The 19,518-nt window shown below is 71.3% G+C and carries 15 protein-coding genes; 7 read left to right on the forward strand and 8 right to left on the reverse strand.

Annotated features, from left to right (window positions below; all coding sequences use genetic code 11):
* Positions 1-2,740, reverse strand: a 2,740-nt coding sequence (locus tag D7X55_RS06135; protein ID WP_121722504.1) for an N-acetylmuramoyl-L-alanine amidase, incomplete at its 3' end; no start/stop codon positions are given.
* An 80-nt stretch (positions 2,741-2,820) separates the two neighbouring features.
* Between D7X55_RS06135 and D7X55_RS06140 the strand changes: the two genes are divergently transcribed.
* A complete protein-coding gene (locus D7X55_RS06140) occupies positions 2,821-3,465 on the forward strand; it encodes a diacylglycerol kinase (protein ID WP_120547799.1) in 645 nt (214 codons plus the stop codon).
* A 103-nt stretch (positions 3,466-3,568) separates the two neighbouring features.
* Here D7X55_RS06140 and D7X55_RS06145 read toward each other — a convergent pair whose 3' ends face one another.
* A complete protein-coding gene (locus D7X55_RS06145) occupies positions 3,569-3,781 on the reverse strand; it encodes a hypothetical protein (RefSeq protein ID WP_233609634.1) in 213 nt (70 codons plus the stop codon).
* A 320-nt stretch (positions 3,782-4,101) separates the two neighbouring features.
* Between D7X55_RS06145 and D7X55_RS06150 the strand changes: the two genes are divergently transcribed.
* From D7X55_RS06150 to D7X55_RS06170, 5 genes are all read left to right on the forward strand, one after another.
* Complete coding sequence (locus tag D7X55_RS06150; protein WP_120547801.1) at positions 4,102-5,697, forward strand: NAD(P)/FAD-dependent oxidoreductase; 1,596 nt, start codon at positions 4,102-4,104, stop codon at positions 5,695-5,697.
* Between the two features lie 48 nt (positions 5,698-5,745).
* Complete coding sequence (locus D7X55_RS06155) at positions 5,746-6,120, forward strand: hypothetical protein (protein ID WP_120547802.1); 375 nt, start codon at positions 5,746-5,748, stop codon at positions 6,118-6,120.
* Positions 6,121-6,247: 127 nt separating this feature from the next.
* A complete protein-coding gene (locus D7X55_RS06160) occupies positions 6,248-7,387 on the forward strand; it encodes a class I SAM-dependent rRNA methyltransferase (protein WP_121722515.1) in 1,140 nt (379 codons plus the stop codon).
* Between the two features lie 56 nt (positions 7,388-7,443).
* On the forward strand, positions 7,444-8,952 hold the full coding sequence (locus D7X55_RS06165; RefSeq protein WP_121722505.1) for an HD domain-containing protein: 1,509 nt from the start codon (positions 7,444-7,446) through the stop codon (positions 8,950-8,952).
* A 5-nt stretch (positions 8,953-8,957) separates the two neighbouring features.
* Complete coding sequence (locus D7X55_RS06170) at positions 8,958-10,925, forward strand: HD domain-containing phosphohydrolase (RefSeq protein ID WP_121722506.1); 1,968 nt, start codon at positions 8,958-8,960, stop codon at positions 10,923-10,925.
* Here D7X55_RS06170 and D7X55_RS06175 read toward each other — a convergent pair.
* From D7X55_RS06175 to metG, 3 genes are all read right to left on the reverse strand, one after another.
* The gene (locus D7X55_RS06175; RefSeq protein ID WP_121722507.1) at positions 10,912-11,688 is read right to left on the reverse strand and encodes a TatD family hydrolase; all 777 of its coding nucleotides are present in this window, start codon (positions 11,686-11,688) and stop codon (positions 10,912-10,914) included. The genes D7X55_RS06170 and D7X55_RS06175 overlap by 14 nt on opposite strands.
* The gene (locus D7X55_RS06180) at positions 11,685-12,659 is read right to left on the reverse strand and encodes a HEAT repeat domain-containing protein (RefSeq protein WP_120547806.1); all 975 of its coding nucleotides are present in this window, start codon (positions 12,657-12,659) and stop codon (positions 11,685-11,687) included. Before D7X55_RS06180 ends, D7X55_RS06175 begins: the two co-directional genes overlap by 4 nt.
* 69 nt (positions 12,660-12,728) lie before the next feature.
* Complete coding sequence (metG, locus tag D7X55_RS06185; RefSeq protein WP_121722508.1) at positions 12,729-14,858, reverse strand: methionine--tRNA ligase; 2,130 nt, start codon at positions 14,856-14,858, stop codon at positions 12,729-12,731.
* A 109-nt stretch (positions 14,859-14,967) separates the two neighbouring features.
* Between metG and D7X55_RS06190 the strand changes: the two genes are divergently transcribed.
* A complete protein-coding gene (locus tag D7X55_RS06190; protein ID WP_121722509.1) occupies positions 14,968-15,762 on the forward strand; it encodes an NRDE family protein in 795 nt (264 codons plus the stop codon).
* A gap of 7 nt (positions 15,763-15,769) precedes the next feature.
* Here D7X55_RS06190 and D7X55_RS06195 read toward each other — a convergent pair whose 3' ends face one another.
* The 3 genes from D7X55_RS06195 to D7X55_RS06205 form a co-directional block, all read right to left on the reverse strand.
* On the reverse strand, positions 15,770-16,657 hold the full coding sequence (locus tag D7X55_RS06195; RefSeq protein ID WP_121722510.1) for a patatin-like phospholipase family protein: 888 nt from the start codon (positions 16,655-16,657) through the stop codon (positions 15,770-15,772).
* A 161-nt stretch (positions 16,658-16,818) separates the two neighbouring features.
* Positions 16,819-18,717 (reverse strand): M4 family metallopeptidase, encoded by a 1,899-nt coding sequence (locus tag D7X55_RS06200; protein WP_120547810.1) that lies wholly within the window; start codon positions 18,715-18,717, stop codon positions 16,819-16,821.
* 337 nt (positions 18,718-19,054) lie between these two features.
* The gene (locus D7X55_RS06205; RefSeq protein ID WP_121722511.1) at positions 19,055-19,504 is read right to left on the reverse strand and encodes a hypothetical protein; all 450 of its coding nucleotides are present in this window, start codon (positions 19,502-19,504) and stop codon (positions 19,055-19,057) included.
* Positions 19,505-19,518: the final 14 nt, after the last annotated feature.

A 19,518-nucleotide genomic window follows, 5' to 3' on the forward strand; every position in this document is an offset into this window, starting at 1 on the left:
CGACCGTCGGTTCCGGCGGCGGCGGCGGCGGCGGCGGCGGCGGAGGCGCGGGCGGATGCGGATCCACCTCCCGCACCGCCACGCAGGACGACAGCGGCCGGGGGCTGACCGAGGGCGGCACCTCCGCCGCGGGCAGCGCTGGTGCCTGGGCGACAATTCCCGAGCGCACCAGGAACGCGCCCACCAGCCGCGAACGCTCACGATTGGACGCAAGGCCCTCGAACGGGAAGCCCAGCACGAGCACCTGGCCCGCGGGCGCCGTGCCCGAGGAGAGCACGCCCGCGGAGAGCGACGTGCCGGTGTAGCGCAGCACGTCCGCGCCGCCGCCCGTGGGCGCCAGCACGTCCGTCACCCCCACCGGGTAGGCGCCGGGCGTCGTCCCATCCGCCAGCGCCGTGGCCGGCAGGTCCGAAAGGAGCCCGCCCGCCGAGCCTTCCACCCTGGCCGCAGGAGCCCCCGCCACGAGGGACGCCCGGAGGATGTCCGCGAGGAACAGCTTGTCGTCCGCGGTCCCGCCCGCGAGCGCGGACACCGTGCGTCCACCCGACAGCATCAGGTGCCCGCCGCCGGTGACGAACGCGCGCAGGGCGTCCTGCTCCGTGCGCGTCAGGCCCGCGCCCCCCACGCCTCCGCGCCCGGTGGACCAGTCCACCAGCCGGTAGCCCGTGGGCGACACCAGCCCGGCCGCCACCGCGTTGCCCGTCGCGCTGTCGAAGGCCACCGCCGACTGCGCGAACGCCGCGCCGTGCTGGCGCAGGTAGCTGCCGTCGTTCGTCGCCTCCAGGTAGACGCGCAGCGGGGCCTCCAGGTCGTACGGCGTCTCCAACTCCTCGCCGCACGCGACCGAGGCGTCCAGCCGCTCGTACGCGTTGACCAGCAGCACCGGCGCCGCGTCCCCTACCCGCACGCCCACCGTGGCGGACGGGAAGGACTCGCCGCCCGCGTTCACCGCCGCCACGCGGAAGTAGCGCAGCGTGCCGGGTGACAGCGTGACGGTGGCCGTCGTGCCCTGGACGTCCGAGCCCTCGTCCCAGCCGAAGCCGTCCGCGCTCTGGTAGAGCCGGTAGCCCGTGGGCGCGTCGCGGCCCTCCTCCGACGCGACCTGCGGCGGCGCCGTCCACTTCACCTCCACCGCGCCCGGCGTCGCGTTGCGCGCCACCACCGCACCCGGCGTCTCCGGCGGCAGGTTCACCGCCTGACCGTCGCGGGTCGCGAAGTACTTGATCAACCCCTGCACGATGGCGCGCGCGGCCACGTGGCGGAAGCGGGCCTCCTTGAGGGCCCCCGCGTCCGTCGTGTTGTCGTGGTACGCCATCTCCAGGAGCACGCTGGGCATCTCCGGGTTGTGCGTGGGGCTCACCTCGCCCAGGTTCGCCGAGCGCAGGCTGCGCACCCGCCAGTTCGGATCCACCTCGCGCTTGAGGTCCACGTCAATCTGCGACAACAGCGCGCGCCCCAGCACGTCGCTGTCCTTCACGCCGGTGAAGTTGAGCGTGCCGTCCACCGGGTTCGGTCCGTAGACGTAGGCCTCTGTCCCCCGGATGGTGCCGGACGTGCCCGCGTTGGTGTGCCACGCGACGTAGACGGCGTCCTCGCCCTCTTCGTGCAGCCACGCGGCGAAGCGCGGCCGGGAGTTCACGTCCGCGTTGCGCTCGTTGGAAAGGGCATTCGCTCCCGTGGGCGCGTAGACGCTGAACGGCGCGCCGCTGTACTGCACGTGGTAGCGCCCGCTCTCCTCGAAGCGCGGACGCAACAGCGGCCCCTGCGCCGCGTCGCCCATGAGGCCCCGGCCACCGCCCAGCCGCACCGCGTCCACGGACAGCGTCGCGCCCGCGCCCTGCGCCGAGTCGTTCTCCAGCACCACCGCGCCCGACTCCGGGTGCGCTCCGGCCTTGAAGTAGAAGCGCCCCAGGAGCACCCACGTCCCACCGTGGCGCTGCTGATTCACCCGGAAGTGGCTCTCGCCTCCCGCGTGCTTCACCACGTAGTGCGCGTCCGTCGCGCGCGTGGCGCCGGAGCCGTAGGAGACGTAGACGTTGTAGGCCGCGTCCGCCGGCACGTCCGGCGTCCACGTCGCCCGAGCATTGGAGGACGCCGCCGTGTCCAGCGTGCGCGTGGTGCCCAGGGTGAAGGGCTCCACGTTGTTGGCCATGGGCACGGGCGGCGGGGCCCAGCCCTTCTGCGTGGAGGCGTGGAAGCGGCTGGAGTCCCCTGCTTCCGCGTAGCCCGTGCCGCCGTTGTCCACCGTGGCGATGAGCGGGTTCAGGTCCGACTCGCGCACGGTCACCACCGTGGCGCCCGCGGCCATCAGCAGGGGCTGCAGCTCCTGCGATACCACCTCCGCGGAGATGAAGTCCTCCACCACGCCCCAGGTGTTGGGCCGCTGCGTCGCCCAGCGCTTCAACGGCTCGCTGCGATAGAAGCCGTGGCCCGGGCTCAGGTAGATGACCTTGCCGGACAGCGCTCCCTCGCCCCGCCGCGTCTGCGGCACGCCCGCCGTCTTCACGTTGGACTTCACGGGGCGCGCCTCGCGGCGCACCACGGCGGGCGCATCCGGCGACAGGCGGCGCTGCTCATGGGCGCGGGGCGCCGGAGCTGGCAGGTATTGAACACCCGGTGGCTCCAGCCCCAGGCCGTCGCCTTCGAAGGCTTCAGGGGTGCCCTGCGCATGAGCGAGGACGGAGGTGCACAGCAGGGTCAGCGCCAGCGTGCGCGACCAGGACGGGGGGAACGTTCGCATCACGCGGCCGACCTTACCCCTTCACTCCCCCGCTTCAATCGGACCGGTGGGTGCTAGCCTGCCCACCCCTTCACCTTCCGATGACCGTTCCTGCACCTTCCCGTCCCCAGTTTCCCTCCCGCCGCAGCAACGGGCTGTTCGCCTCGTTCGGACATGCGTGGGCAGGGCTCATCCACACCGTGGCCTGGCAGCGCAACATGCGCATCCACCTCATCTCCGGCGTGCTGGTGGGGCTGGTGGGCAGCGGCATCCCGCTGGGGCTCGCGGAGAAGGTGACGCTCATCTTCTGCGTGCTGCTCATCTTCTTCGCGGAGATTCTGAACAGCGCGCTGGAGCAGCTGGTGGATCTGGCCGTGCAGCAGTTCGACGAGAAGGCCCGCCTCACCAAGGACGCGGCGGCCGCGGGCGTGCTCGTGCTCGCGGGCGGCACGGTCGTCATCTTCGCCGCCATCCTGATCAACTACTGGGAGACGGTGCGCACCAGCACGGACGCCATCTTCCGGCAGGTCGCGCTGGGGCTGCCGCTGGCCGGGTGCGCCACGGTGCTGGTGCTGCCCCAGCCCCGGCCCGCGGCCGTGGACATGCTCGCGTTCCTGCTGGCCCTGGGGCTGCTCGCGCTGACGGCGCCCACGTCCGCGAGCCTCGTCTTCACCGCGCTCACCGCCGCGCTGCTCGTCATCGCCGCCGCGGCGGCCCGCGAGCGCAGGCGCCATCCGCGGGACTGAACGACGAACCGAGGGGTGCTGCCGCCACCTCGCGGGTGGGGCGCCCGGAACCAGTCCGGAGCCCGCTCACCCGCGGAGGGTTGATGCGCTGGAGTCTAAGGCGCTACGCCCGCTGCTGAAAGCCTGCCCCGGAGTCCGGGGCCGGCGTCGACTGGGCGGCGGCGACGGCCTTGTCGCCTTCCCTCAGGTCGGTCGTCACCAGCTCCAGGAGCTCCGTGGCGATGCCAATGACCTGGTGCGGCGTGTAACCGCTTGCGCGCAGCTGGTTGAAGAACGTGCGCGCGAGGATGCGGGTGCCCTTTTGGTCGGTGCTCACGGGAATTGCCTCCGGAATCGGCGCGCCGTGTCGGGGCGCCGCATCTACTTGCGGGTCCGGTCTTCAACTGCCGTGCCAGCCGTTCTCTTCCGAACGGATTCTTCAGCAGTCCTCAGGGGTTGAGGCCCGGAAGCGGACGGCACGGAACGTGGAGTGTGCGAAGGGGGTTACGCACCCGGCCGTCCGCTCCGCCTGGAACGCGGTGGCGGGTGCATCACCGGGTTCGCACCCACCCCCCAGGCCATCTTGTCTTTTCAAGTGCTTGCATTCCCTCCGGGGGGTGGAGCACATACGCCCCCCCATCGAGGAGTCAGAACACAATGGCGTACCGGGTGAACAACATCGGGCTGTGGCTGGACGAGCCGGAGGAGCTGCTCGGCCAGCGCGCGGCGGAGAAGCTGGGGGTCACCCGGAGCGACCTCGCCTCCGTGCGGGTGGTGCGCTCGGTGCTGGATGCGCGCAAGAAGGGCAGCCCGCGCTACATCTACACGCTGGAGGTGGAGCTGGCCCCGGGCCGCAAGGCGCCGCGGCTGCCGCCGGACGTGAGCGAGGCCCCGCCCCCGCCGGATCTGCCGCCGCGCGTGAAGGAGCCGGAGAAGCTGCCGCTCATCATCGGCACCGGACCCGCGGGGTTGTTCTGCGCGCTGGGCCTGCTGGAGCGCGGCGTGCGCAGCATCCTGCTGGAGCGCGGCAAGGAGGTCGTCACGCGCCGCAAGGACGTGGCGAAGCTCATGCGCGACGGGTCGCTCGACCGCGAGAGCAACATGAACTTCGGCGAGGGCGGCGCGGGCGCGTACACGGACGGCAAGCTGTCCACGCGCATCAACCACCCCATGGTGCGCAAGGTGATTGAAGCCTTCGCGAAGTACGGCGCGCCGGACCACATCCTCATCGAGGGCAAGCCGCACATCGGCTCCGACCTGCTGCCGGGCGCGGTGGCGAAGCTGCGCGAGGAGCTCATCGCGGGCGGCTGCCAGGTGTACTTCGAGCAGCGCGTGGACGACCTGCTCTACCGCGACGGCCGCATCGCGGGCGTGAAGATGGCGGACGGGCGCACGCTGGAGAGCGACCGCGTCATCCTGGCGCCGGGCAACTCCGCGCGCGAGCTGTACGAGCGCTTCGCCGCCGACGGCCGCGTGAGCGTGGAGGCCAAGCCCTTCGCGCTGGGCTTCCGCGCGGAGCACCCGCAGGCGCTGATCAACGGCATCCAGTACGGCTCCGCGGCGAAGCACGCCAAGCTGCCGCCCGCGGACTACAAGCTGGCGGAGAACCTGGACGTGGACGGCGAGGTGCGCGGCGTCTACTCGTTCTGCATGTGCCCCGGCGGCATCGTGGTGCCCACGCCCACGGAAGAGGGGCTGCAGTGCACCAACGGCATGAGCAACTCGCGGCGCAACGCGAAGTACGCCAACGCGGGCATCGTCGTGTCGGTGTCCGTCGCGGACTTCGCGCGCGAGGGCTTCCACGGGCCGCTGGCGGGCCTGGAGTTCCAGCGGCACTGGGAGTCGGAGGCCTACAAGCTGGGCGGAGGCCGCTTCTACGCGCCCGCGCAGACCATCCCGGACTACCTGGCCGGCCGCGTGAAGAAGGATCCGGGTGACACCAGCTACCGCCCGGGCCTGGCGCACACGGACCTGAACCAGCTCTTCCCGGAGCGGCTGACCCAGTCCCTCAAGGCGGCGCTGCGCACGTTCGACCGGAAGATGAAGGGCTTCATCAGCGACGAGGGGAAGCTCATCGGCATCGAGAGCCGCACGTCCTCGCCGGTGCGCATCACCCGGGGTGACGACCTGCAGTCGGTGTCCATGCGCGGCCTGTACCCGGTGGGCGAGGGCTGCGGCTACGCGGGCGGGATTGTCTCCTCCGCCATTGATGGACTGCGCGCCGCTGAGCAGATTGCCACCGAGCTGGCTTGAGGTCCCCGCCCCCACCGGGCAGGGTTGGCCGGGAGGGAGGAGAGAGCCATGGCGTACCGCGTGCGCACCCCGGATGGTGAGCTGATGTTCCCCTCGCTGGGCGACATCGAGCGCGCCTACATGCAGGGGCTGGTGGACCCGGACGACGAGGTGCGCGAGGACGGCGCGGAGAAGTGGCGCAAGGCGTCCTCGCTGCCCGTCCTGGCCCGGGCGAGGAAGCCCCAGGCGGGGGAGACGTCCAAGCGCGCCCAGACGCTCACGGTGGTGGGCGCGGTGGCGGTGGGCGTGCTCGCGCTCGTGCTGCTCTTCACCGGCACGAACTGGAACGTCCGGATGATGGGCATCGCGCTGGCCCTGGTGGTCAGCGGGTTGCTCACCCGGGTGACCTTCAAGGCCTACAAGCGGCCGCCTCCCGTCTTCTAGCGCCGCTCCCTCCCCTGCCCTCCAGGGCAGCGGCACGGCCCTCGCCGCCAGCAGGCCCCCCAAGGCCCATGTTTGGTGGAGGGCACCCCGCGGGGTGCCTGCCATCGCGCTGGAGGAGGACCGCACCTTGCTCAGCACCTACCTGTCCCGAGAAGCCGCCCGCAAGCTTCGCCATGGCGCTCCCTGGCTGCGCCGCGAGGACATCGTCTCCATGGAGGGCGAGCCGCAGCCCGGCACGCCCATGCAGCTCAAGGACGAGGACGGACACGTCCTGGGGCTGGGAGACGTGGACCTGGAGGCGTCCTACGCCGTGCGCCGCCTGGGCCTGCCGGACGAATCCGTGGAGGGGCTCATCCCCCGCCACGTGCGCCACGCCTTCGAGCGGCGCGGCCGGCTGGTGGACGACCCGCGCTTCTGCCGCATCGTCAACGACGACGGGGACGGGCTGCCGGGTCTCATCGTGGACCGGTATGACCAACACTTCGTCGTCCAGACGCTCACCCGCTCCATGGACGCGCGGCAGGAGGAGATCACCCGCACGCTGGTCGAGGTGACGGGGGCGGGCTCAGTGCTGCTGCGCAACGACACACTCCGGCGCAAGGCATTGGGCCTGCCCGCGCAGCGTCCGCACGTGATGTACGGCACGCCGCCGCGCTGGTGCCGCCTGCTGGAGATGGGCGCGCGCTTCACCGTGGACCTCACCTACGGCCGGGGCACGGGCTACGCGTATGATCACCGCGAACTGCGCCGCTTCCTGGGCCGCACCGGCAACGGGGACCGGGTGCTGGACGTCGCCTGCAACGTGGGCGGCCTCTTCGTCCACGCGGGGCGCCATGGGGCGAAGCAGATCCTGGCCTTCGACGGCAACGCGGACGCGGCGGACCTGGCGCGGGAGAACGCGGAGGCCAACGGGCTGCTCGGCCGGGTGACGGTGGAACAGGGCGAGCCGCTGGCCGTGCTCCGGGCGCTCAAGGAGACCTTCGACCTGGTGCTGCTCGACACGCTGAGCGTGGCGTCCGAGGAGGACTTCATCGAACAGGTGCGGCTGGCCCTGCGGCGCACCCGCCATGGGGGACGGCTGCTCGTGGTCGGTTATCACCCACCGCTGGCGCTGGGCTCGTTCACGGAGTGCGTGGCCACGGCCTGCGAGCAGGAGGCGCGCATCGCATTCCGGCTGGTACGGATGGGGCTGCCGCCGGACCACCCGGCGCCGGTCGGCTCCCCGGGGGCCGAGTACCTGGAGGCGGTGGCGCTCGAGGTGAGCTAGAGCCGGTGCGGATTCGCCCTCGACGGGGCCTCCTCGGTGTTAGTGTCCGCGCCGCGATGACAACCGAAAACGAGTCCCAGGCCGCGACCTCTTCCACCCCGGAGGCTTCCGTCGAGACCGTCCGCAAGGTGTACGCGGCGGACCTGCGCGAGAAGGACCGGGTCCACACCGTCTTCCGCGTCACCAAGAAGGAGAAGGTGAACGCGCGCAGTGGCAAGGTGTTCCTGTCGCTGTCCCTGGCCGACAAGAGCGGCACGGTGGACGCGCGCGTGTTCGACAAGGTGGACGCGCTCGAGCCCGTCTTCCAGAACGGTGACTTCGTCCTGGTGCAGGGCAGCGTCATCGTCTTCCACGGCCGCACCCAGGTCGTCGTGGAGGCCGTGGAGCGGCTGGATCCGGAGCCGCTCGACCCCAAGGAGTTCGAGCCGCCCCCTGCCCCGCCCGCCGAGGCGAAGGCCCCCGAGGCCAAGCCTGAGGCCAAGAACGGTGAAGCCAAGGCCGAGGCCAAGGCCGGTGAAGCGAAGTCTGGCGAAGGCAAGCAGGCGGAAGCCAAGGCCGAGCGCCACGAGGGCGGCGGTGGCCCGCGCGCGGTGGGGCAGATCCGCGAGCTCATCACCGAGCGCGTCAACGACCCGTTCGTGAAGCAGCTGCTGCTGGCGTTCCTGGACGACGCGCAGGTGTCCGCGGCGCTGCCGGTGGCTCCGGCGGCCAAGGGCGTGCACCACGCGTGGCGCGGCGGTCTGGCCGAGCACGTCCTGTCGGTGATGCGCCTGACCCTGCGCGTGTCGGACCACTACCCCATGGCGGACCGCGACCTGCTCCTGGCCGGCGCGTTCCTGCACGACGTGATGAAGGCCGGCGACGCGTCCGACAAGGGCTTCGACACGTCCGACGAGGGCCGGCTGGTGGGCCACGCGGTGCTGGCCGCGCAGAAGATCCGCGAGAAGACCGTGGGCATCCCGGGCTTCCCGTCGCTGCTGGAGCAGCACCTGACGCACCTGGCGATCTCCCAGTCGGGCCCGTCCGGCGCTCCCGGCGCGAAGGTGCCGGTGACGCTGGAGGCGCAGATCGTCGACACGCTCAGCGCGCTCGACGCCCGCATCTCCGGCTGGGTGGAGGCCATGCAGCGCGATCCGAACGAGCGCTGGACGGATCACCTGCGCGCGTATGACCGGTCGCTCTGGAAGGGCTTCGTGCCCACCGGCCGCGGCCGGGCTCCGGTGGAGGGTGGCCGGCGCAAGCACCGCGAGGAGAAGCGCAAGGCGCGCGCCGACAAGGGCCCGTCCGCCCCGGCTGGCGAGGGTGCTTCCGCCCCCGCGTCCCAGGAGGCCCGTCCGGAGCGTCCGCCGCGGCCGCCCCGCGAGCCCCGCGCCGAGCGTCCGCCGCGCGAGGACCGTCCGCCTCGCGAGGACCGGGGTCCCCGCGAGGAGCGCCCCGCGCGTCCGCCGCGCGAGGACCGTCCGCCCCGCGACCCCAAGAGCCTGCCCGGCGAGCTGACCTTCAAGCCGTTCAGCGCGCTGGCGCCGGCCCCGAAGTCCGGTGGTGAGGGTGGTTCGGAGGGCTGAAGCCCATGGCGAAGCGGCTGGGAGAGCGGTTGATTGAGGCCGGCCTCGTGACACCCGGGGCCGTGGAGCAGGGTCTGGAGCACCAGAAGATCACCGGCCACAAGCTGGGGGACTGTCTGGTGGAGCTGGGCCTGCTCCAGGAGGCCGCGCTGCTGCGGCTCCTGGCCAACGAGTTCCAGACCCGCTTCGTCACCGCGGACAAGCTGGCCAAGGTCCGCATCGACACGAAGGTGCTGGACAAGCTGCCGGTGCGGCTGGCGGAAGCGCAGAACGTGCTCCCGCTGGCCATCGACCCGGAGCGCAAGCTGCTGTCGGTGGTGGCCGCCGAGCCGCAGAACAAGTCGCTGCTCGACGAGATCGCCCTCGTCACCGGCATGTCGGAGGTCTACGCGTACATCGGCCTGCGCAGCGCCATCTCCGCGGCCATCCGCAAGCACTACTACGGCGACCCCACGGCGTTCACCACGCTGCTGGAGGGCCCCGCCGCGAACAACGGCCCCCGCCGTCCGGACGCGCCGTCCAACACGCACGTGGGCGCGGAGCCCGGGCGCAACGGTTCTTCCGCCGGGCGCAGCGCCACCAGCCTGAGCATGCGGCTGGAGACGGACGCGCGCCTGCGGCTGCAGCGCGCCGGCAGCGGCACCAACGTGGCGCGCATCTCCACGCAGCGGCGCGAGCCGGGCGGCCCGCGCGGGCTCATCAGCGACACGGACTACGTGGAGACGCTGAGCCTGATGGTGGGCCTGCTGGAGCAGGACCGGCCCCGGCACCGCGGCCACTCCGCGCAGCTGGCGCGGCAGGCGGGCATCGTGGGCCAGCGCATGGGCATGCCCCACAAGGAGCTGGCGGCGCTGTCCATCGCCGCGTACCTGCACGACCTGGGCAAGCCGCCGGAGCGGCACTACTCGCTGGCGAGCAACGCGGCCAACCCGGAGTGGAAGGCCCAGGCGAAGGCGTGCTGCCGCGCGCCCACGAAGCTCTTTGAAACGGTGCACCTGCCCGCGCAGGTGAACACCATCCTCGCTCAGCTGTATGAAGCCTGGGACGGCTCCGGCACGCCCCAGGGCGCCAAGGGCGAGGACATCACCCTGGGCGCGCGCATCCTGGCGGCGGTGGACAGCTTCCTGGAGCTGACCAAGAACCCGGGCAATGCGTTTGGCCGCGTCTTCCCCAAGCAGCAGGCGCTGGAGCACCTGAAGAAGAACGCGGGCGTGCTCTACGACCCCGTGGTGGCGGACATCGTCGGTCAGTTGCAGAGCGGCGAATTGCTGGCGCACCGGCTGGCCAGCGAGGGCCGGCAGGTGCTCATCGCGGAGCCGGACGAGGCCACGCGCGGCGAGCTGCTGGAGGCGGTGCTCAAGCAGCAGCTGGTGGCGCACGCGCTGTCCACGCTGGACGGCGCGCTGGACGGCCTGGCCCGGCAGGACTGCGACGTGCTGGTGGTGAGCCTGCGGCTGGGACAACAGGAGGTCATGGACCTCTTGGAGGCCGTGCGCTCCATGCCGGAGAGCGCGGGCCTGCCCATCGCCGTGGTGGGTGAGCCGGATGCCCAGGCGCGCGAGCGGCTGCTCTTGGCGGGCGCGACGGCGGTGCTCTCCCCCAGCGACAAGGCGGAGGTGGCCCGCACGGTGCTGACCCTCTTCCAGGACCGCGTGCAGCACAACGGCCCGGGCCGGGTGGTGCGCGGCAGCTTCGACGAGCTGCCCCCGAAGGACCTGCTTCGCACGCTGGGCGGCGGCAAGAAGAGCGGGAAGCTCCAGCTGCGAAGCCACACGCTGGAGGGCTCGCTGCACCTGGAGCGAGGCCGCGTCGTCCACGCGGCGTTCGGTGGCCACGCGGGCGAGCCCGCGCTGCAGGCCCTGCTGAAGCTGAAGCAGGCGGACTTCGTCTACGACCCGGACGCGCTGCTGATGGACATGCCGCAGTTGGACCAGGACCTGGAGGCCCTGGCCAACGCGCTCAGCCCAGCGTGAGGTTGAAGAGGCGGGCCGCGTTCGCCGTGGTGACGCGGGCCACCTCTTCCAGCGACACACCCTTCAGCTCCGCGACCTTCTTCGCCGTCTCCAGCACGTGCGCGGGCTCGTTCTTGCGGCCCCGGTGCGGCACGGGCGCGAGGTAGGGGCTGTCCGTCTCCACCATCAGGCGCTCCAGCGGCGCGAAGCGCACGGCGTCCTGGAGGGCCTCCGTCTTCTTGTACGTCACGACGCCGGACAGCGACAGGTAGAAGCCCCGGTCCAGGTACTTGCGCGCGGCGGCCGTGTCGCCGGTGAAGCAGTGGATGACGCCGCTCGTGACGTCCTCGGCGGCCAGGGCCTCCTCGCAGTCGTCATGCGCGTCGCGCACGTGCACCACCAGCGGCTTGGCCAGGCGCTTCGCGAGCGCGCACTGCCGCCGGAAGACGGTGGCCTGAATCTCGCGAGGCGAGTAGTCGTAGTAGTAGTCCAGCCCCGCCTCGCCCACGGCGCGCAGCTCCGGACGGGCGCAGGTGCGCTCCAGCATCTCGAAGTCCGCCTCGGTGGCGCGAGCGGCCGCGTGCGGGTGGATGCCCAGCGTGGGCGACAGGAAGTCCGGGTGCCGGGCGGCGATCTCCAGCGCGTTGCCCCAGTCTCCGGGGCCTTCGAACTGCCCCACCAGCACCGCGTGCACCAGCCCCGCCGCGCGCGCGCGCTCCAGCACCGGCGCCACGTCCGCGTAGTCCTTCGGCTCCAGGTGGCAATGCGCATCAACCAGCTTCATGGCTTCTCCTGAAACAGCTCTTCCAGCTCCGTCCGTGCCTCTTCCGACGCGAAGGTGGGCACGGCCGCGCGCACACGCTCCAGCCCCTCCGCCACGCCCAGCCGCCACAGGCCATCCGCGGCGTCCAGCCGGTCATCCTCCGGCGCGCTCCGGTCCTCCAGCACGGCGAGCAGCCAGGGCAGCGCCCGGGCATCCCCCAGCCGGCCCAGCCCGCGCGCGGCGGCGCCCCGGCACGGATCCTTCGCGTCCGCGAGGATGTCCTTCAGCCGCTCCAGCGCGCCGGGCACCTTCAGCTCACCGCACAGCTCCACCGCGAGCGCCCGGTCCGCGCTCCACTTCTTGCGCGTGCGCTGCATCAGCCAGTCCGCGCCCTCCGGATCGCCCAGCTTCAGGAGCACGCCCGCCGCCTGCGTCTTGTCGAACGCGGGCAACAGCCACTTGCCGAAGAGGCGCTTCACGGCTGGCAGCGCCCGCGTGTCCTCCAGCTCCGCCAGCGCGCCCAGCGCCCGGAAGCGCAGCGTGTCCACGTCCAGCGCGGCCACGAGGATGTCCAGGCCAGCCGGGTGTTTGAGCGCGGCGATGCCTCGCGCGGCCTCGAAGCGGACCTCCGGCGTGGGGTCCTCCAGCATGCCGGCCAGGGCGCCGCGCGCGTGCGGCAGCGCCAGGTCCGCCAGCCGTCCGGTGGCCTCCAGCCGCACGCGGGTGTCGTCGTCACGCAAGCGGGGCAGGAGCATGTCCGGGAGCTGATCCGGCGCCAGGATGACGGACGCCAGGCTCACGCCCGAGCGGCGCACCTCCGGCTGCGCATCCGCGAGCAGCCGCACCAGCACGTCCGTGAACTCCGCCGCGTGCGCGGGCTCCTCGGACGCGAGTTGGAACAGCAGATCCGCCGCCTCGGCCCGGCTCGCCGGCCGCTTCTCCCGCTCCAGGGTCAACAGGGCGCGGTCCCGCTCGGCACGCCAGTCCGCCACGTCTCGTCACCTCTCTCGCCGGGTGGCGGCATTGCCACCCGGCGTGTCCTTGAAGCCACTGCTCGTGCGCTACTTCACGTCCGCGCCGGGCGGCACGTCGCCCGGGTCCAGCAGGGACAGGTCCTTGCCGCCCGAGCCCGCCGTCAGCAGCATGCCGCGCGACTCGATGCCCTTGAGCTTGCGCGGCTTCAGGTTGGCCACCACCACCACGCGCCGGCCCGCCAGCGCTTCAGGCGCCGGGTACGCCTCCGCGATGCCGGACACGATGGTGCGCGGCGTGCCCTCACCCAGGTCCACGTCCAGCTTGAGCAGCTTGTCCGCGCCCTTCACCTTCTCCGCCGCCACGATGCGCCCCGCCTTCAGCACCACCTTGGCGAAGTCCGCGTACTCGATGTCGGCCGCGGGCGCGCCTTCCGCCGCTCCCGCGCCCGGGGACGCCTGCGTGGTGGGCGCTGCTTCGGGAGTCTTCGCTTCCACGGGCTTCTTCTCCGTCTTCTTGTCCTTGCCGCTGGCCTTGGCGGGCTCGGCGGCCGGCGTCCCCGCGGGGACCTTGATGATGGCGTTGACGCGCTCCTCCTCCAGCCGGGGCAGCAGCGGCTCCGGCGTGCCCAGCGGGCGGGCGCGATCCAGCAGCGGGTACTTCGCGTTGGTCAGGGCCTGGAACGTCAGCGGCTCCGCTCCCAATTGCGCGAACAGCTTCTCCGACACGCGCGGCGTCACCGGCGCCAGCAGCGCGCCCAGGAGGTACGCCACGTCCGCCGCGTCCGACAGGTCCGCCCGAGCGGCCTCCGCGTCCTTCTTCACCAGCGCCCACGGCGCCGCCGTCTGAAGGAACGCGTTCGCCGTGGAGGCGATCTCCGTGATGATCCGGATGGCGTTGCGGTACTCCAGCTTCTCGAACGCCTCGCGAACCTCCGGCACGCGCGCCAGCGCGTCCTCCACCAGCTTGCGCCCCGGCCCTTCCGCGCGGCCCGGCGCGAGCTTCTTCTCCAGCGGCCCGGCCAGCAGCGACAGCGCGCGGTTGGCCAGGTTGCCCACGTTGTTGACGAGCTCGCCGTTCACCCGGAGGCGGAAGTCCTTCAGGTTGAGATCCAGGTCCTCCACGCCCGCGCCCAGGTTGGCCGCGTAGAAGTAGCGCAGGTAGCTGGGGTCCAGGAGGTCCAGGTAGTCGCGCACCGGAACCATGGTGCCGCGAGTCTTGGACATCTTCTCCCCGTTCACCGTCAGGTGCCCGTGCACCTTGATCTCGTTGGGGATGTGCAGCCCCGCGACCTTCAGCACCGCGGGCCAGAACAGCGCGTGGAAGTAGACGATGTCCTTGCCGATGAAGTGGACGATGCGCGTGGGCGCATCCTTGCCCCAGTACGCGAGCGCGTCCGGGAAGCGGCCGGACTCCTTCGCCCACTTCTCCGTCGTGGCGATGTACCCGATGGGCGCGTCCAGCCAGACGTAGAAGAACTTGTCTGTCTCACCGGGAATCGCGAAGCCGAAGTAGGGCCCGTCGCGGCTGATGTCCCAGTCCGCCAGGCCCTTCTCGAAGAAGCCCTGGAGCTGGGTGGCCAGGCCCGGGTGGATGAAGCCGGGGCGGTTGAGCACCTCCTGGAGGAAGTCCGCGTGGCGCGACAGCCGGAAGAAGAGGTGCTCGGAGTTGCGGCGCACCGGCGGAGTGCCGCACAGCGCGCACTTCGGGTCGATGAGGTCCGTGGGGTTGTACGTCTTGCCGCACTTCTCACACGCGTCGCCGTACTGATCCGTGGACCGGCAGTTGGGACAGGTGCCGCGGATGAAGCGGTCCGGCAGGAAGCGCTTGTCCTTCTCGCAGTAGGTCTGCTCGATGTCGCGGCGGTCGATGTCGCCCGCGTCCTTCAAGCGCCCGTAGATGAGCTCCGCGTAGTGGCGGTTCTCCGGCGAGTTGGTGGAGTGGAAATAGTCGAAGCGGACATCCAGGCCCTGGAAGTCACGCTGGTGCTCGTCGTGGAAGCGCGCGACGAACTGCTCCGGCGCGACGCCATGCTTCGCGGCGTTGAGCTCGATGGGCGTGCCGTGCGTGTCGTCCGCGCAGAAGTAGACGACGTCCTGGCCGCACGAGCGCAGGAAGCGGACGTAGATGTCCGTCTGGATGTACTCGACAGCGTGGCCGAGGTGGACTGCGCCGTTCGCGTACGGAAGGGCGCTGGTGACGAGGATTCTCTCCGCCATGGACTCTCCTGAGGGCGGCGGACCATAGCCGCTTTGGGGAAACGAGGGATCGCCAACATGCATTCGCGACCGTGCATGGCCCCTCCGTGGATGTTATCGACCGGACGCCATGTGCACCGTCCTCATCCTCCGTAACGCCCACCCCGAGTGGCCGCTGGTCGTCGCCGCCAACCGGGATGAGTTCTACGCGCGTCCGGCCCACGGGCCGAAGGTCCTCTCCGAATCCCCGCGCGTGGTGGGCGGTCAGGACGTGGAGCGGGGCGGCACGTGGATGGGGGTGACCCACGAGGGAGTCCTGGTGGCCCTGACGAACCAGCGCGGCGCCCGCATCCAGGGCCTGGCCCCCCGGTCCCGGGGCGAGGTGGGGCTGCGCGCCCTCCAGGCCGGGTCGGTGGAGGCCATCGAGCGCTACCTCGGCACCCTGCCCGCCCCGGAGTTCCTCCCCTTCAACCTGCTCTACGGGGACGCGAACACCCTGCGGGTCGCCTACGCACGGCCGGGCCACGAGCGCCTGTTGCACGAGGACGTCCCGGACGGCGCGCACGTGCTCCCCAACGACACCCTGGACACCCTGGCCATCCCCAAGGTGCGGCGGGCCCTCTCCCTGGCCGAAGGCGTGGCGAAGCGCCCCTGGCCCCAGCTGGTGACGGGGCTCCAGGCCGCGCTGGCCGACCACGCCCTGCCGCCCCGGGAGACCGCGACGGGGCCGCTGGAGGAGAATGACCTCCCCGCGGACTTCCTCCGGCAGCTCCAGGCGCTGTGCATCCACACGGAGGGCTACGGGACGCGCTCGTCCGCCATCGTCGCGCTCAAGCCCGGCCACGTGGGGCACTACCTGGCCACGGATGTCGCGCCCTGCCAGGGCGGGTGGCGGGACGTGACGGGCCTGCTGACGGCGCGCTGAGGGCTTTTCAGTCCAGCCGCGCGCGCATCACCGCGTCGTGGCCCGCGTCGTAGGTGGCCTCGAAGGCGGGGCCCCGGCCGGTGAAGGCCTCCACCGGTGGCATGGCCACGTCCACGCGGACCTCGCGCACGTCGCAGCCCAGGTCGGAGCGGTAGAAGGCCGGCTCGCCGGTGACGTTGATGGCGATGAGCCTCGCGCCCGGGAACAGCTGACAGGCGTCATGGACGGGCGTCGCGGACACGCGGTCCGCGCCCGGATCAATGCGCTCCAGCGTCGCGTCCTTGAACAGGAGCGGGTTGGCCGCGCTCGCGGAGACGGCCTCCGCCAGCGGGCCGCGCGTCACGGTCACCCGCCGGATGCCGCCCGCGAACGGCTCCTGGTGGAAGGTGACGAAGGGCACGGGCAGCTCCTCCACGCGCGCGCCCGCGTAGAAGCGATCCAGCACCTGGGTGAAGCGCTCGTGGCTCAAGGGCGGCACCGTCGCCGCGCCCCCGGCCGCGCCCAGCGCGCCCGCCGCCACGGCCGGCCCCAGCGCACCGCCCGACATCAACACCGCGAGCAGCCCCACCGCCGCGCCCACCGCGCCTCGCGCCGCGGCCACCTTGCGCGTCTCCTCTTCGTACGCGGTGAAGAAGGAATGGTAGCGCTGGCGCAGGTTCATGCCCGGCGCGGACGCGTAGAGGCCGCCCACCACCGCGCCCATGCTGTTGCCCACCACGCAGTCGATGGGCACGCCCCGGGCCACCAGCGCATCCAGCGCGCCCACGTGCGCGAGCCCCTTGGTGCCACCCACCGACAGCACCACGCAGGTGCGCGAGGCCCGCGTCCCCCGGTGGCACGACAGCGCCCCGGAAAACACCACCGCCGTCAGCACCACCAGCCCCAGCCGCCGCATGCGTCCTCCCGCTCGCGAAGTCGGGCCACCCTACCCCGTTCCCACGCGACGGGCTGCCTGCCCCCGGAAACACGACCGCCCCCGGGACATGGAGCCCCGGAGGCGGAAGGTGACCTTCACACGAGGCCCGGCGTGGACTCACGCCGGACCCGCGCGAGGGCTTAGTACGTGGCCTTCAGCGACGTGCCGCTGTAGGACGAGTAGCCGCGCAGCATGATGTACATGCGGCCCGAGGAGGCCTTCGCCGCCGCGCTGCACGACTCGTTGTTGCCGGACAGGTACGGACGGCAGTCATACGAGGTCGTCGTCGGGGCGGAGCCGAACTTGATGTACATGTCCGCGTCGCCCGTGCCGCCGCTCATGACGTAGGTGGAGGAGCGGGAGGCCGGCAGGTCGATGCAGTAGTACGCCGACGAACCGGACGCGCCGGACAGGCCCGTCTTCGCGACGCCGTTGGTCAGCACGGTGCAGGTCGGGGGCGGAACCGTCACGCCCACGCCCACCGCTTCCCAGGCCGCCTTCACGGAAGCCTGCGTCGCGGCGTCATAGCCCAGGGCCGCGGCGGCCTGGATGGTCCAGGTCTTCGCCTGCTCGTACGTGGTGCTGGCCGTGTAGAGGTTGGCGTTGGCGTAGTACCAGATCTGACCGGCCTTCTGGACGCCGATGCCCGTCACGTTGATGGAGCTGCGGCCGCGCGGGTGCGTGCCACCCTTGGCGAGCAGCGCGAACGCCAGGTTCGGGACGCCGGAGGTGTAGTGCACGTCCTGGCCGGAGTAGTTCGGCGCCCAGTCGATGGACGCGCCGTCCTTCGCCGGGTCATCCATGTAGCGGAGCGCGTCGCCGGCGGTGCCGGGGGTCCACACGTCCTCGCCCACCTTCCAGATGTCCGCGGCGGTGCTCCACGTGCCGGACTTCCAGCTCTCGCAGATGGCGCCGAAGGTGTCGGACATCGCCTCGTTGAGGCCGCCGGACTGGGCGGAGTACGTGAGGTTGGACTCGTTCTGCGTCACCGCGTGGGTCAGCTCGTGGACGGTGACGTCCGCGTCCTTGCCCAGCTCGATGGAGTTCACGCCGTCGCCGTCGCCGTACACCATCTGGGTGCCGTCCCAGTAGGCGTTCACGTAGTTGCGGCTGTAGTGCACCGTGCTGATGAGCGTCTGGCCCGCGTTGTTGAGCGAGTCGCGGTTGAAGTTCGTCTTGTAGCAGTCGTAGGTGTAGCCCAGCATGTCGTAGTTGGTGTCGACATGGGAGTCACCGATGGCCGCCTGGCCCTCGCTGCGCTTCAGGGTGCCCGGGGTGCTGGTGCCGTTGTTCGCGCTGTAGACCTTGCGGTTGAGCGCGGTGTGGATCTCCGGGACGCGCAGCAGCGTGTCGCCGTTGATGGCGTCCACATAGACGCGGTCGCGCAGCGGCATCGCGGCCGTCTCACCGGCGACCTTCACCTCGTAGGCCAGGCGCAGCTCGCTGTCCTTCTCAGACTTCACGTACACCAGGCGCGCGTTGCCCGCGGACAGGCCCGTGCCCTGGGTGTCACGCAGCGCCGCCGTGCGGGCCGCCTCCGCGGCGACCTTCGGACGCGCGGGCAGCGCGCCGCCGGAGCGCGCGGAACCGTTCGCGCTGAAGATGGCGCCGGAGCGGTCCACGTGCACCACCAGCTCCTCGCCCACCACCGGCAGACCGTTCAGCGTCTGCGCGTAGCGGATGTGCGAGATGCCCAGGTCGTCCACGGAGACCTTGCGGACCTGCAGGTCGGACGCGTTCAGGCGGAACAGCGAGGCGATGCTGGGCAGCGACCCGGCGATGGCCGTGTGCACGTCCGCGGCGGCGAAGCCCGTCAGCGCGCGGTCCGCCTGGCCCAGGCGGCCCTGGATGGTGTGCGGCGTCCCATCCGCGTTGGTGCCGACAATCTGGGCACCGGGCATCGCGCTCAGGGCGCTCTGCACTTCCGCGACCTCATCCGGCTTCTGCTGACCTTCCTGCGTGTCGCCATCCATGTCCCCGACACCACAAGCAACCAGCGGGAACGCCAGCAGCGCTGAAACGAAACGGGTGCGAACCAAGGTACTGCCTCCTGCCCGGCGCGAAGGGGGTGGTCGCCGGGACAGCGCTCCTTTCAGCATTCTTCAGGCCAACTCATTAAGCCCGCGAAATGCCTCGCATTATGGAAAGGTGCTGAAAAGCAGCTGGCACATCGGTGCCCAGTTCATCTTCCGTAATGTGGAAGCAGTCGTTACGTGCCTGCCGCAAGCCCTTGGAATTGTTGAGGATTCGAGGGCGGCCGGGCGGCTGTCCTGAACCGTGACAGGCCACACCGGGTGTGTCTTCTATTCAGACAATCCACGGTTGGCGGCTTTTTCTTGCTGTGCAAAGGATGGCCCTGAATTCGCGAGGCGTGCGTCAGCGCCACACGCCCAGCAACACCCTTGCACGTCCATCCATGGGGAGCTCGGCCTCCTCCACGGAGGAGAAGCCGGCGTCGCGGGCCACGTCCGCCAGGTGCCGCATCCACGGTTTGTAGGGCATCCCATTGTCGGAGCAGCAAGGGACGACGGCGAAGCCCAGCCCGTGGCGCGCGGCGTACTCGATGATGATCCGCGTGGCGCCGTCCGGGTGCATGCCCACGACGAGCTCCGCCTCGCAGGGCTCCTCCAGGGTGAAGAGCCGCTGCGCGTACTTCACGGGCAGGTGCTTGTGGCGCAGGTCGAAGGTGGTGACGGTGCGTCCGCGCTGGGTGAGGGACTCGTTCAGCTTCCCCATGCCGCCGGCGATGTCATAGACGCGCAGGGCCTGGGGAAAGCGCGAGACGAGCAGGTCCGCGAAGAGATCGAAGCGACGCTTGTCCGCCATGGCGGCTCCTTCAA

It is taken from the genome of Corallococcus sp. AB049A, assembly GCF_003668885.1.
Lineage (GTDB): Bacteria > Myxococcota > Myxococcia > Myxococcales > Myxococcaceae > Corallococcus > Corallococcus interemptor.